General features: G+C 65.4%; 9 protein-coding genes. 5 read left to right on the top strand and 4 right to left on the bottom strand.

Annotated features, from left to right (window positions below; genetic code table 11):
• From glgX to treY, 3 genes are read left to right on the top strand one after another with little or no spacing between them, the layout of a single operon-like run.
• Entirely contained in the window at nucleotides 1-2,079 is a 2,079-nt protein-coding gene (glgX, locus tag AB4Z51_RS01630) for a glycogen debranching protein GlgX (protein ID WP_441496901.1), read from the top strand.
• Nucleotides 2,076-3,830, top strand: coding sequence for a malto-oligosyltrehalose trehalohydrolase (gene treZ, locus AB4Z51_RS01625; RefSeq protein WP_085405233.1), 1,755 nt, complete (start codon nucleotides 2,076-2,078; stop codon nucleotides 3,828-3,830). The genes glgX and treZ overlap by 4 nt, the downstream gene beginning before the upstream one ends.
• Nucleotide 3,831: 1 nt before the next feature.
• Nucleotides 3,832-6,618, top strand: coding sequence for a malto-oligosyltrehalose synthase (treY, locus tag AB4Z51_RS01620; protein WP_085405234.1), 2,787 nt, complete (start codon nucleotides 3,832-3,834; stop codon nucleotides 6,616-6,618).
• Nucleotides 6,619-6,621: 3 nt separating this feature from the next.
• Here treY and AB4Z51_RS01615 read toward each other — a convergent pair whose 3' ends face one another.
• The gene (locus tag AB4Z51_RS01615; protein WP_085405235.1) at nucleotides 6,622-6,939 is read right to left on the bottom strand and encodes a polyhydroxyalkanoic acid system family protein; all 318 of its coding nucleotides are present in this window, start codon (nucleotides 6,937-6,939) and stop codon (nucleotides 6,622-6,624) included.
• A 182-nt stretch (nucleotides 6,940-7,121) separates the two neighbouring features.
• Here AB4Z51_RS01615 and AB4Z51_RS01610 point away from each other — a divergent pair, with 182 nt between their 5' ends.
• Nucleotides 7,122-7,286: a DUF3309 family protein gene (locus tag AB4Z51_RS01610; RefSeq protein ID WP_007595743.1), complete on the top strand. Its 165-nt coding sequence runs from the start codon at nucleotides 7,122-7,124 to the stop codon at nucleotides 7,284-7,286.
• A gap of 106 nt (nucleotides 7,287-7,392) precedes the next feature.
• Here the strand turns inward: AB4Z51_RS01610 and ligD are convergent, their stop codons facing one another.
• Nucleotides 7,393-10,059 carry a DNA ligase D gene (gene ligD / locus AB4Z51_RS01605; protein ID WP_354078001.1) on the bottom strand — a complete coding sequence of 889 codons (2,667 nt, stop codon included), beginning with the start codon at nucleotides 10,057-10,059 and terminating at the stop codon, nucleotides 7,393-7,395.
• A 117-nt stretch (nucleotides 10,060-10,176) separates the two neighbouring features.
• Between ligD and ku the strand changes: the two genes are divergently transcribed.
• Nucleotides 10,177-11,061 (top strand): non-homologous end joining protein Ku, encoded by an 885-nt coding sequence (gene ku / locus AB4Z51_RS01600; RefSeq protein WP_085405237.1) that lies wholly within the window; start codon nucleotides 10,177-10,179, stop codon nucleotides 11,059-11,061.
• 140 nt (nucleotides 11,062-11,201) lie between these two features.
• On the opposite strand, the gene AB4Z51_RS01595 is transcribed toward ku, so the two are convergent.
• Complete coding sequence (locus tag AB4Z51_RS01595) at nucleotides 11,202-11,891, bottom strand: response regulator (RefSeq protein ID WP_028147071.1); 690 nt, start codon at nucleotides 11,889-11,891, stop codon at nucleotides 11,202-11,204.
• Complete coding sequence (locus AB4Z51_RS01590) at nucleotides 11,888-14,611, bottom strand: sensor histidine kinase (protein ID WP_085405238.1); 2,724 nt, start codon at nucleotides 14,609-14,611, stop codon at nucleotides 11,888-11,890. The genes AB4Z51_RS01595 and AB4Z51_RS01590 overlap by 4 nt, the downstream gene beginning before the upstream one ends.
• Nucleotides 14,612-14,638 lie beyond the last annotated feature (27 nt).

Genomic DNA, 14,638 nt, shown 5'->3' with positions numbered 1-14,638 from the left:
ATGCGCCTGACTGCCGGATCGCCCGCACGCCTCGGCGCAAGCTGGGACGGACGCGGCACCAATTTCGCGCTGTTCTCCGCCAATGCGCAGAAAGTCGAGCTGTGCCTGTTCGACACGCAGGGAAGGCGCGAACTCGAGCGTGTCGAGCTGCCCGAGCGGACCGAGGACGTCTGGCACGGCTATCTCAACGACATCTCGCCGGGCCAGCTCTACGGCTATCGCGTGCACGGCCCCTACGAGCCCGAGCACGGCCACCGCTTCAACGCCAACAAGCTGCTGCTCGACCCCTACGCCAAACGGCTCGCCGGGCGGCTGGTCTGGAGCGATGCCCATTTCGCCTATCGCACCGGTTCGCCGCGCGAGGACCTCTCCTTCGACCGGCGCGACAACGCGCGCGGCATGCCCAAGGCGGTCGTCGTCGACGAGACCTTCAACTGGGGCCGCCGCGAGATCAGGCCGAACATCCCCTGGGAAGACACCATCATCTACGAGGCCCACGTCAAGGGTCTGACGCAGAAGCGCGACGACGTGCCGCCGAATTTGCGCGGCACCTATGGCGGCCTGTCGTCGCCGGCGATGATCGAGCATTTGAAAACGCTCGGCGTCACCACCGTCGAGCTGCTTCCGATCCACAGCTTCATCGACGACCGCATTCTGGTCGAGAAGAAGCTCGTCAACTACTGGGGCTACAACACGCTGTCCTTCTTCGCGCCCGAACCGCGCTACGCCCAGGACAATGCGCTCGATTCCTTCYGCACCACGGTCGCGCGCCTGCACGATGCCGGCATCGAGGTGATGCTCGACGTCGTCTACAACCACACGGCCGAAGGCAATCATCTCGGTCCGACCCTGTGCTACCGCGGCATCGACAATGCCTCCTATTACTGGCTGAACCGCGAGAACCCGCGCTATTACGACGACTTCACCGGCTGCGGCTCGTCGGTGAACCTCACCCATCCGCGCGTGCTCCAGATGGTGATGGATTCGCTGCGCTACTGGGTCGAGGTCTGCCATGTCGACGGCTTCCGCTTCGACCTCGCCACCACGCTCGCGCGCGGACCGAACGGCTATGATCGCGGCAGCTCGTTCCTGACGGCGATCCGGCAGGACCCGGTGCTGGCGGCGGTGAAGCTCGTCGCCGAACCCTGGGATCTCGGGCTCGGCGGCTACCAGGTTGGCGCATTCCCTTCCCAATGGTCGGAGTGGAACGATCGGTATCGCAGCGCCATGCGCCGCTACTGGAGCGGTGAAGGCAGCCTGATCGGCGACATCTCGAGCCGCATGACGGCGTCATCCGACCTGTTCAACCATGACGGACGGCGGCCGCGCGCCGGCATCAACCACATCACCGTGCATGACGGCTTCACGCTCGCCGACCTCTTCAGCTACAACGAGAAGCACAACGAGGCCAATGGCGAGGACAATCGCGACGGCTCCAGCGACAACCACAGCAACAATTGCGGTGTCGAGGGTCCGACCGACGATCCCGGGATTCTCGGGCTGCGGCGGCAGCTTCGCAAGAACGTGCTGKCCTGCCTGATGCTGGCGCAGGGCGTTCCGCTGATCCTGGCAGGCGACGAGGTCGGCAATTCGCAGTCCGGCAACAACAACGCCTATTGCCAGGACAACGAGGTCGGCTGGGTCGGCTGGGACAATCTCGGCAAGGATGGCGACGACATGATCGATTTCGTCGCCGGGCTCGCCGAGATCCGCCGCCGGTTCTCGCAGCTTCGCAGCCATCGCTGGCTCGACGGCCGGCCCAAGGACGGCGTCTCCTACGGCGCGCTGTGGCTGACGCCTGCCGGCGACGAGATGACGGAGAACGACTGGAAATTCCCGGAAGGGCGGTTCCTCTCGTATGTGATGGGGCCGATGGAACCGGGGAGCGCCGCGATCTTTATCGTACTGAACGCCGCCCCCGAAGAGATCGCATTCAAATTGCCCAAAATGGCCGAGTACAAAAGCTGGCAGCAGATCCTGAACACCACTGATGCCAGGCCGAACAGTGTTGATCTGCAGCCCGGAAGCGACAGCAAGGCGCCGCCGCGCTCCGTGCTCGCCTTCGCGGGGGCGCTATGAGACCATCCTTCGGGGCGAGGCCGACCAAGGACGGCGTGTCGTTCCGGCTGTGGGCGCCCGGTGCTCGCCGAGTCGATCTCCTGCTCGACAGACGGCACGCGATGCAGCGCCGGCAGGATGGCTGGTATGTCGCCGAGATTGCCGGCCTGCCCGTCGGCAGTCCCTACCAGTTCAGGATCGACGACGAGATCGACGTGCCCGATCCCGCATCGGCCTTCCAGCCGGAGGACGTTTTTGGCCCGAGCGAAGTCGTCGATCATGATGCCTTCGCGTGGCGCGCGCGCGATTGGCGCGGACGTCCCTGGGAAGAGACGGTGCTGATCGAGACCCATGTCGGCACCTTCACGCCTGAGGGCACCTACCGCGCCATGATCGACAAGCTCGATCATCTCGTTGCGACCGGGATCACCGCGCTGGAATTGATGCCGCTGGCCGATTTCGCCGGCCGCCGCGGCTGGGGCTATGACGGCGTGCTGTGGTACGCGCCCGACAGCGCCTATGGCCGGCCCGAGGACCTGAAGACACTGATCGACGAGGCGCATCTGCGCGGGCTGATGGTGTTCCTCGACGTCGTCTACAATCATTTCGGCCCCGAGGGGAATTATCTCGGCCGCTATGCGCCGGCCTTCTTCACCGATGCGCATACGCCATGGGGCAGCGCGATCGATTATCGCGTGCCGCAGGTCCGGGCCTTCGCGGTCGAGAACGCGCTGTCCTGGCTCACCGACTACCGCTTCGATGGCCTGAGACTGGATGCCGCCAATCACATCATGGCGATCCCGGGCGAGCAGTCGATGTTGCAGGATCTCAGCGTCGCCGCCGGCGAGCTTGCCAAGGCCACCGGACGGCATATCCATCTCGTGCTGGAGAACGGCGACAACCGCGCCAGCCTGCTCGATGCCGCGCAGGATCCGCCCAACGGCAAATATCGCGCGCAGTGGAACGACGATTATCACCACGTCTGGCACGTGATGCTGACCGGCGAGCTCGCGGGCTATTACGCCGACTACCAGACGCCGCGCATGGATCTTGCGCGCGCGCTCGCCTCGGGCTTCGTCTACCAGGGCGAGACCTCGGAGTTCTGGGGCAAGAAGCCGCGCGGCGAGGCGAGCGGCGAGCTGCCGCCGGCGACCTTCGTCAACTTCCTGCAAAACCACGACCAGATCGGCAATCGCCCATTGGGGGACCGGCTCGAGAGCCTGGCATCACCGCGGCAGATCGAAGCCGCGCTCGTGGTGACCCTGCTCGCACCGATGGTGCCGATGCTGTTCCAGGGCGAGGAATGGGGCTCCACGGTGCCCTTCCCGTTCTTCTGCGATTTCCAGGGTGGCCTTGCCGATGCCGTGCGCAAGGGCCGCAAGCAGGAATATGCCTGGGCCTACGAGAAATACGGCGACGAGGTCCCCGATCCGCTCGATCCCAAAACGCTGCAATCGGCCGTGCTGGATTGGACCGGCCACACGCCGGGGCAGGATGCGCGGCTGGCGCTGGTGCGGGAGCTGCTCGCGCTGCGTCACAAGGAGATCGCACCGCGCCTGAAGGGTGCGAGGTTCGGCGATGCCGCGACGGCCGATAGCGGCCTGCTCACCGCACATTGGCGCATGGGCGACGGCGCGAGGTTGCGCCTGACCGCCAATCTCTCGGACAAGGACATCGCACGTCCCAGCGACGCGACAGGCACGCCGATCTGGGGCTCCGTCAGCGGCGATCGGCTCCCACCCTGGTCGGTGATCTGGCATCTCGGAGGTTAGCATGCCTCCTGCCATTCCTCTTGCGACCTATCGGCTTCAGCTCACCGCGGATTTCGACTTCGACAAGGCCGCCGCGGTCGTGCCTTACCTCAAGGCACTCGGGATCACGCATCTCTACGCCTCGCCGGTGATGAAGGCGCGCAAGGGCTCGACCCACGGCTACGACACCGTCGACCACAGCCAGTTCAATCCCGAGCTCGGCGGCGAGGCCGGCTTTGCTCGATTGAGCGATGCCCTCACGCAGCACGACCTCGGCCTCATCATCGACTTCGTGCCGAACCATGTCGGCGTGCACTTTGCCGACAATCCCTGGTGGCTCGACGTGCTGGAATGGGGCCAGGCCTCGCCGCATGCGGTTTCCTTCGACATCGACTGGGATCAACTGGCCTATCGCGCCCGGGGCGGCGTGCTGCTGCCGATCCTCGGCTCGCCCTATGGCGAGGCGCTGGAGCGCGGCGACATCGAGCTGCGCTACGATGCCGATGAAGGCAGTTTTTCCGCCTGGTATTTCGAGCATCGCCTGCCGATCGCACCGGAACGCTATGGCGAAATGCTGCGCGTGATCGTGAAGGAAGCCGACGCCGCCGAGACCGAGGCCGGCAAGCGCCTGCTCGCGCTCGCGGCCCGCTACACGGGGTTGCGTCGTCCCAACCGCAGGGAAGCGCCCGGCTTCAAGGCGGAGCTCAAGGAGATCGCCGGCAGCGCCGACATCATCGAGCGCGGCCTCCCCGCCTATCGTTCCGCCAAGGATCGTCCGGCGCAGACGCTGGCGCTGCATCATCTGCTGGAGCGCCAGCACTACAAGCTCGGGCACTGGCGGCTTGCCTCCAGCGACATCAACTATCGCCGCTTCTTCGACGTCAACGGGCTTGCGGGCCTGCGCGTCGAGGACGCGAGCACGTTCGCCGCCACGCACCGGCTGGTGAAGCAGCTCATTGCCGACGGCAAGCTGCAAGGCATCCGCCTCGATCACATCGACGGCCTGCGCGATCCTGCACAATATTGTCAGCGGCTGCGCCGGCTGGTGCGCGACGCGCAAGGCAACACAAAGCCGTTCTATACCGTGATTGAGAAGATCCTGTGCGAGCACGAGCGCCTGCCGCATTTTGCCGGCGTTCAGGGCACCACGGGCTATGAGTGGATGAATGTCATCACTCAGGTTCTGGTCGACGCGAAAGGGCTGGAGGCGCTGAACGAGACCTGGCGGCAGATCAGCAACCGTCCGCCGCGGCTGGCTCCTTACGTCAAGGACGCCAAGCGGCGCGTGCTGGAGACGCTGCTGACCAGCGAATTCACCGTGCTGACCCGCCTGCTCGCGCGCATCGCCAACGGGCATTACTCGACCCGCGACTTCTCCGCCGACAGCCTGCGGCAGGCACTCGAATTGTACGTGCTGCACTTCCCGGTCTATCGCACCTATTTGACGCATAGCGGCCCGACCGCGCTCGACCGCAAGCTGATCGACGACACCATCGAGCGGGCCCGCGCGGAATGGTTCGCCGCGGATGAAGGCATCTTCGACTTCCTGCGCGACGCGCTGACCATGGACCTGCTCAAACCCGGCCGTCCCCCGCACAGCGCCCCGCGGGTGCGCCGTTTCGCGCTGAAGGTGCAGCAGTTCACGGGACCGATGATGGCGAAGTCGCTGGAGGACACCGCGTTCTATCAATTCCACCGGCTGCTCGCCCTGAACGAGGTCGGCGGCGACCCCGCGAGCAATGGCCTCACGATACCTGCCTTCCATGAGGCCATGCGCGCGCGTGCCAACGAATGGCCGCAAGGGATGACGGCGACCGCGACCCACGACACCAAGCGCGGCGAGGATGCCCGCGCGCGCATCGCGGCGCTCAGCGAGATTCCCGGCGAATGGACCAGCGCGGTGGCACGCTGGAAGGTGCTGAACGCGCCGCACCTCGCGCTCGACGGCAATCTGCGCGCGCCGTCGGCGACGTTCGAATACATGCTCTATCAGACCCTGCTCGGCGCCTGGCCGCTTGAGGAGACAGCCGATGCCGGCTTCGTCGAGCGCATCCAGGCCTATGCGCTCAAGGCCGCGCGCGAGGGCAAGGAGGAGACCAGCTGGCTCAACCCGCACGAGGCCTATGAGAACGGCGTCGCGAGCTTCATCGGGAAGATCCTCGATCCAGCGCAGTCCAGCGAGTTCCCGGAGGCGCTGCAAACCCTGGCACGCCGTGTCGCGCTGCTCGGCGCCTTGGATTCGCTGAGCCAGCTCACGCTCAAGGCGATGCTGCCCGGCGTGCCGGACTTCTACCAGGGCACCGAATACTGGGACCTGTCGCTGGTCGATCCCGACAACCGCCGCCCGGTGGACTTTGCCGCGCGGCAGACGGCGCTGACGTCACTGGATGCGCCGGACTGGCGCGGGCTGATCAAGACCTGGCCGAATGGCCAGCTCAAGCTGGCCTGGACGCGGCACCTGCTCAAACTGCGCAACGAACTCGCCGATGTGTTCGCGCAGGGCGAGTATCAGCCACTGCAGGTCCAGGGCGCGCACGCACACCACGTCATTGCCTTTGTCCGCCGACACGGCCGCACGGCTGCGATCGTCGTGGTCGGGCGCCAGTTTGCGCCGTTCACGCAAGAGGGCCGACAATGGCCCGCGTTCGAGGGTGTTGACGCGACGATCGACATCACCGGCTACACCGGGCCGGGCTTTGCCGGCAATCAATTGCCGCTTGCGCAAGCCTTCCGGGATATTCCCGCTGCGGTCATCGAAGCACGCGCCGCAAGCACGGCGAGACCCAGGCAACAGCGCGCTCGTAGCTGACGGCTACTTGCCCCCGTCCTTGGTCAGCAGCAGCTGCCCGCGCTTGCGGATGGTCGCCTGCGCCATCTCGGCGAAGCGCTGCAACAGCCACGGCAGCACCACCTCAACCTTGACGTGGTCGTCGGCGACATCGACCTGACCGCTCGCGATCTGCCCGAGCGCGCGGATGCGAAAATTCATGCTGTCGCCGTTCCAGCGCTCCTCCTCGACCTGCATCACGGGAATGCTGGCTGCGGCGCGGCCGAGCCCGGTCTTGAGCCGGCGCACGGCTTCCTCGCGGCCGAGACGATGCGGAATGGAGACGACAAGCGGTGCTGACATGGCGCTGCCCTGTGGTGACTGATCCTCACATAGTCATGCCGCCTGGACTGGCAAAGGTTCCATGCAAGTTGGCCCCGTTCGCCGTGTTTCATCGTGGGAACTATAGAACCTGCGGCAAGTTGCCCTCGCACCACGGGACAGGTGCAAACGACCCTTTCAACAAAGGGCTGGAGGAGACTAGCATGTCTATCGGTACGATCATTCTGATCATTTTGGTCATCGCGCTGCTCGGCGGCTTCAGCGGCATCGGCGGCGGCCCGTTCTACGGCACCGGCTATTACGGCGGCGGCGGCCTCGGGCTCGTCATCGTCATCCTGCTGATCCTGCTGTTGCTCGGACGGATCTAGCGCAAGGAGCTGTAGCGGCCTCGTAGGGTGGGCAAAGGCGCAACGCGCCGTGCCCACCTCTTCGCCGCAATAAGAAAGCTGGTGGGCACGCTTCGCTTTGCCCACCCTACTTCTTCTTCCCCGCGAGCTTCTTCGCCGCCGCAGTGATCGATGTGGCCGCGTCGTCATAGCCATCCCAGGCCTTCGAGCGCGCCAGCAGACCCGGCACCGTCCGCACCGTGTACCGCTTCGGATCGAGATCGCCCTTCACCTGCGCCCACGTCACAGGCATCGACACGGTCGCGCCATCGCGCGCACGGGGTGACAGCGGAGCTACCGCCGTCGACAGGCGATCGTTGCGCAAATAATCCAGGAAGATCTTTCCGTTGCGCAGCTTCTTCGACATGTTGAGCAGATAGCGCTCGGGATCGTCGTCGGCCATCCACTGGCAAACGCCTTGCGCGAACGCCTTGGCCTCCTTCCAGCTCACCTTGTCGCGCGCGCCATGGAGCAGCGGCACCACCACGTGCAGGCCCTTGCCGCCGGTGGTCTTGCAAAAGCTCTCCATGCCGACGTCGGTGAGGCGCTGCCGCATCTCCTTGGCGGCGTCCACGACATCGGCGAATTTGACGTCCGGCGCGGGATCGAGATCGAACACCAGCCGGCCCGGCGTATCGTAGGCGTCCGGGGCACAATTCCAGGGATGCAGCTCGACGCCGCCGATCTGCGCGACCGCGGCGAGCCCCTCGACGCGATCGATCTGCAGGTACGGCTTGCGATCGCCCGAGACCTTTGCGAGCTCCAGCAGGTTCGACGTGCCCTGCATGGCATGGCGCTGGAAGAATTTTTCGCCGCCGATGCCGTCAGGCGCACGCACGATCGAACAGGGCCGGCCCTTGATGTGCTCGATCATCCAGGCGCCGACGGCCTCGAAATAGCGCGCGAGATCGAGCTTTGTGACGCCCGCGCCGTCGCCGCCATCCGGCCACAGCTCCTTGTCCGGCTTCGAGATGACGACACCGATCACCTCGGCCGTACCGGCATCCTTCCGCTTGCCTGCCTTCGGCACAGCAGGCTTCCTGGTCGAGGGTTTTGCGAGTTCGGTATCGACGGGTGTTTCCGCCTCGACCTCCTCGGCCGGCTTGTCCTGCCGCAGGCCCTTGAAGGCGGCCTGGCGGATATTGCCGTCGGCGGTGAACCCGGCGAACTCGATCTCGGCGACGAGCTCCGGCTTCAGCCAGTGCACGTCGCGCGTCTTTTTCGGCGCGTTCTTGCCGCCGAAGGGGCTTTGCCTGGCCTCCATGGCTTTCAAGGACGGCATGATGCGCCTGACCGTGTCCGCGCCGAAGCCGGTGCCGACCATGCCGACGAAGGCAAGATGATCGCCGCGGTGCACGCCGGCCATCAGCGAGCGGAATTTGCCGTTGGTGGTCTTCCAGCCGCCGATCACGACCTCATGGCCGGCGCGGCATTTGGCCTTGGTCCAGCTTTCCGTTCGCCCCGACCGGTAAGGCGCATCGAGCTTCTTCGACACCACGCCTTCGAGCTCGAGCTTGCAGGCCGATTGCAGCACGGCATCGCCGCTGCTCTCGAAATGCTCGACATAGCGGATTTGGCTCGATTTCTTCTTGCCTGCTTCCAGGAGTTGCCTGAGGCGGTCCTTGCGCTCGCCAAGTGGCAGGCGCCGGCAATCGAGCCCCTCGGCGAACAGGAGGTCGAAGGCAAAGAAGATCAGGTCCTCGGTCTTGCCGTCCGACAGCGCGGCCTGGAGCGAGGAGAAATTCGGTGCGCCGTTGTGATCGAGCGCGACGATCTCGCCGTCAATCATGGCGTCGGGAAGCTCGCCCGCCTCCTTCGCGATGGCTGCGAACTTGTCGGTCCAGTCGAGGCCCTTGCGCGTCTTCAGCGTCGCCTCGCCGTCCTCGACGCGGAGCTGGACGCGATAGCCGTCGAACTTGATCTCGTGGCACCAGCCGTCGGCCGCCGGCGGCCGCTCGACCGGGGTGCAGAGCTGCGGCGCGACGAAGTCCGGCATCTCTGAGACTCTTTTCGCGCTTGTCGCGGTCGTCGCTTTCGTCTTTGCGCCCGTCCCGCGCTTCAACGCCGCACCGGGCGCCGGCCTGACGGTGCGCCCTTTCGGCTCCTCGACACGATTGGACTGCCAGACCGCATCGGCCTTGACCTTGGCACCCTTCGCCAACATGAACGGTTTTGGCGCGCGACCCTTGCCATCGGCGATCTCTGCCATCGCGCGGCCGGAGGCCACCGACTTGTCCTCGCTGAGAATGTCGTCGCTCTCGCTGGCATATTCGTCGCGATGCTTGATCAGGAGCCAGTTGGTGCGCTTGCCGCCGGTGCGGTCATGCCTCATCCGCACCAGCACCCAGCTTCCATGCAGCTTGTCGCCGTGGAGCGTGAACTTGAGGTCGCCCTTTTGGAAGCCGCGCTCGGGATCCTCGGACTCCCAGGTGCCGCGGTCCCAGAGCATGACCGTGCCGCCGCCATACTGCCCGTCCGGAATCGTGCCTTCGAAATCGCCATAGTCGAGCGGATGGTCCTCGACCTCGACCGCCAGCCGCTTGTCATGCGGATCGAGCGAGGGTCCCTTGGTGACCGCCCACGACTTGAACACGCCGTCGAACTCGAGCCGCAGATCATAGTGCAGTCGCGTCGCATCGTGCTTCTGGATCACGAAGCGCCGCTGCGCCGATGGCGCCACCGCGGTCTTGCCCGACGGCTCCGGTGTCTTCTCGAAATCGCGTTTCTGTCGGTAGGTGGAGAGTTTTCGCAGCACGACCGGTCCCGCATTCTCTTTCGGCGTTGAAGCCTATCACGGCGGAAGTCCCACCCGGAACCAAAACCCGATGGGGCTGTTGGGGTTCCAAAATGCCTTGAAACGCTGGAGAACGGAATGGCCCCGCGCGCCTATTGGAAGGGAACGTTAAAGCTCTCGCTGGTCAGTTGCCCGGTCGCGCTTTATCCGGCGACCACCGCGGCCGAGAAGACGCGGTTTCACATGATCAACCGCGAGACCGGAAACCGGCTCAAGCAGCAGATGGTGGACTCCGGGACCGGCGACGTGGTCGAGAGCGGCCAGAAGGGGCGCGGCTATGAGCTGCGCAAGGGCAAATATGTCGAGATCGAGCCGGAGGAGCTCGAGGCGGTCCAGATCGAAAGCAACCACACCATCGACATCGAGAGTTTCGTGCCGAGCGACGAGATCGACCAGCGCTATCTCAATCATCCCTATTATATCGCGCCCGACGGCAAGGCTGCGGTCGATGCCTTCGCCGTGATCCGCGACGCCATGAAGGACCAGGACCGCGTGGCGCTCGCCAAGATCGTGCTCACCAACCGCGAGCACATCATCGCGATCGAACCGCTCGGCAAGGGCCTGCTCGGCACCACGTTGCGCTTCCCCTATGAGCTTCGCGACGAGGACCAGTTCTTCGACGGCATCAAGAGCCCCAAGATCACCAAGGACATGGTCGAGCTCGCCGGCCACATCCTGCAGACCAAGGCCGCGCATTTCGACCCGAGCAAGTTCAAGGATGAGTACGAGACCGCGCTGAAGGCGCTGGTGAAGCGCAAGGCCAGCGGCAAGACAATCGAGCTGCCGGAGCGCGACGAGCGCCCGAGCAACGTCGTCAGCTTGATGGACGCGCTGAAGCAGAGCCTGAAGGGACGCGGTGGGAAGAAGGCGGTGGCGAAGTCCCATGCGCGTCGTGCCACCGGCCGCCCGCGCAACGCGAAGAAGACGCAGCGCTCGACGACGCGGCAGAGGAAGGCGGGGTGATTTCGCCGCGCGCCCCACTCTCTGCCCTCATGGTGAGGAGGCGCGAAGCGCCGTCTCGAACCATGCAGGCCTCGCTGCCGCAGCCGGGCCTTCATCCTTCGAGACGCTCGTTCCGCGCTCCTCAGGATGAGGATCGAAAGCTAATCCCCCGCCTTCAGCCGGTACCCGATCCCGGTCTCCGTCAGCACATATTGCGGGCGTTCGGGATCGGCTTCGATCTTCTGGCGGAGCTGGCGGACATAGACGCGCAGATATTGCGCGTCGGTGAGCTCGTCCCAGAGCTCCTTGAGCAGGAAACGATGGGTCAGCACCTTGCCGGCGTGCTGCACCAGCACGCGCAAGAGATCGTACTCCTTCGGTGACAGCTTTATCTCGCGCTCGCCGACCTTGACGATGCGGCGCACGAGATCAACCGAGAGATCGCCGGTGCGGAACACCGGACGCTCGCCCTTGACCTGGAGCTGGTGCCGCAGCGCCGCACGCAGGCGCGCCAACAGCTCGTCCATGCCGAACGGCTTTGTCAGGTAATCGTCGGCGCCGAGATCGAGCGCCTGCACCTTGCCGGCCTCGTCGCCGCGGCTCGACAGCACCACGATCGGCACGCCTTCGTTGCGGCCGCGGATGGTGCGCAGCAATTCGTGGCCCTGGATGTCCGGCAGGCCGAGATCGAGAATGATCAGCGCGGGTTCTTCCGCGAGCTTCTCGAGCGCGGTCTTTCCGTTCGACGCTTCCAGGATCTCGTAGCCCTGCGTCGAGAGTCCCATCCGCAGCAATTTTCGGATTGGCGGCTCGTCGTCGATGACCAGAACCTTGATCGGGGCGGCACTCATGCGGCTGTATCCAATGCGTGGGTCCGTGCCGGAACGGGCAGCCGGATGGTGAGGATCGCGCCGCTGCGGTCGCCGCGGTTGGCGGCCGAGATCGTGCCCTGCATCGCCTCGACGAAGCCGCGGGAGATGGCGAGCCCCAGCCCGGTGCCGGGACGGACATGGTCGCCCTTCTGCACGCGATAGAACTTGTCGAACACGCTCTCGAGCTCGTCAGGCGGAATGCCGCCACCCTGATCGGCGATTTCTAGCACAACATGATTTCCCTCGCGCCGGCTGCGGATCGAGATCGTTGTATCGGGCAGCGAATATTTCGCGGCATTGTCGAGCAGATTGAACAGCACTTGCTCGAACAGCACGGCATCGAGCTGAAGCATCGGCAGATCGGCGGCCAGCACCAGCTCCACTTTGTGCGCCGTCAATATCTTGCTCGCACGCCGCAGCGCGCTGCCGACGATCTCGCCGAGATCGTGCAGTGCCGCGTTGGGCACGATGGCGCCGGATTCGAGCTTTGTCATGTCGAGCAGATTGGCGATGAAGCGGTTGAGGCGCTCGGACTCGTCGATCACGGTGGCGAGCAGATCGCGCTTCTCGGTGTCGGACAAGGCACCGGCGAGATCGCGCATGGTCGAGGCCGCGCCGAGCACGGAGGCCAGCGGCGTCTTGAGATCGTGCGAGATCGATGTCAGCAGCGCGGAGCGCAACCGCTCGGATTCGACGGTGCGCTTGACGCGATCCACGTCCTCGACCAGCAGCACGCGCTCGATTGCCAGTGCGCCCTGGTCGACGAGTGCATCGAGCAGCCGGCGCTGGTCCGGGGTCAGCAGCGGACCGGTGCGATCATTGTCGATACCGATGACGCCGATCGGACCACGCCCGGTGCGCATCGGCAGGAACAGCCGTTTGGCACCGGGCAGCGTGTCCGAGCCGCGGCCGGCGGGACGATCATTGCTCCAGGCCCAATTGGCGGCGGCGAGATCGGCCTGGTCGATCTGGTCCTCGGGCGGATAGCCGGACTTCACCGTGAGCAGGCCTTCCTCCGGCAGCAGCAGGACCACGCGAACCTTCAGCATCAGCGCAGTTTGATAGGCAGTTGCCCAGAGCACGTCGTCGAGCGTCCCGGTGCCCGTGAGCTTGCGGCTGAACGCATAGAGCTGCTCGGTCGTGCGGATGCGGCCGAGCGCGGTGTCCGCCTGCGTGCGCACCCGCCCGGCGACGTTCGACACCACGAACGCGATCAACATGAAAAAGAAGAACGCCGCGACATTGGTCGGGTCGGTAATCGTGAAAGTGTAGACCGGCGGCAGGAAGAAGAAGTTGTACGCCAGCGACGCCGCGACGCTCGCAAGGAGCGACGGCCACAACCCGTAGCGAACAGCCACGGCGACAACCGCGGTCAGGAACATCAGGTCGACGTTTTCGATGCCGAAATACGGCTTGATGGCCACCGCTGCGGCAAGGCCGAGCGCGGTGATCCCGAGCGCCTTCAAGTAGGGACGTGCATCAAACGCCTCTGCCCGTGCCGCCGTCTGAACCGCCGTCTTCGGCGCCGGCTCGGCCGCGAGCTCATCGCCGGGAATGACGTGAACGCTGATATTGCCGGAACTGCGCACGAGATCATGCACGACGGAGCCGCGCGTCAGTTCGAACCACCGCGAGCGCGTCGATTTCCCGATCACGATCTGGGTGACGTTGTTGCCTTGCGCGAAGTTGATGACGTCGTCGGCGATGCGGCGGCCGACAGCGGGGATGGTCAGCGCTTCACCGCCCAGCGATTCGGCAAGCCGCAGCGTATCGGCGAGACGATCGCGCTCCTCGTCCGAAAGCTGGAGCGACCGCCGGGTCTCGATCGAGATCGCGGTGAATTGCGCATGCAGCCGGTCGGCTAGCCGCTTGGTGTAGCGGACGAGCCCGGCCGCGCGCGGATCCTCGCTGATGCAGACGAGGATGCGCTCGCCCGCGGCCCAGGGGCCGGCGATGGCATTCGCCTGCATGTGATTGAGAAGCTGCTCGTCGACCCGCTCGGCCGTACGCCGCAGCGCCAGTTCGCGCAGCGCGGTCAGATTGCCCGGCGAGAAATAGTGCTCCAGCGCCCGCTCGGCCTGCTTGGGCACATAGACCTTGCCCTCCCGCAGCCGCTGGATCAAATCGTCGGGCGTGAGGTCGATCAGCTCGATCGCATCGGCGCGGTCGAATACCGAGTCGGGCACGGTCTCGCGCACCCGCACATGGGTGATCTGGGCGACGACGTCGTTCAGGCTCTCGATATGCTGGATGTTGACGGCGGTGTAGACGTCGATGCCGTGGGACAACAGCTCCTCGACGTCGAGATAGCGCTTGGGATGGCGGCTGCCGGCGGCATTCGTGTGAGCGAGCTCGTCAACCAGCGCGATTCGAGGGCGGCGCTCGATCACGGCATCGAGGTCCATCTCCTCGACGCTCTGGCCGCGGTAGTCGAACCTCTTGCGCGGCACCACCTCGAGCCCGCGCACCAGCGCCTCGGTCTCGGCGCGGCCATGGGTCTCGACAAAGCCGACCACCACGTCGATGCCCGCCTTGCGCCTGGCATGGGCGCTTTGCAGCATCTCGTAGGTCTTGCCGACGCCGGGGGCGGCGCCGACGAAGATCTTCAGCTTGCCGCTCGCGCTCTCCTCCCGGCGCGCGGCTTCAAGCAGCGCCTCAGGGGACGGACGTTGTTCGGGATCGCGGCGCTCTCGGACCATCAGGCCAATATAATCATCCGCCCGCCC

Source organism: Bradyrhizobium sp. 2TAF36 (assembly GCF_052114925.1).
Lineage (GTDB): Bacteria > Pseudomonadota > Alphaproteobacteria > Rhizobiales > Xanthobacteraceae > Bradyrhizobium > Bradyrhizobium barranii.
This window is presented reverse-complemented; position numbering and strand designations above follow the sequence as displayed.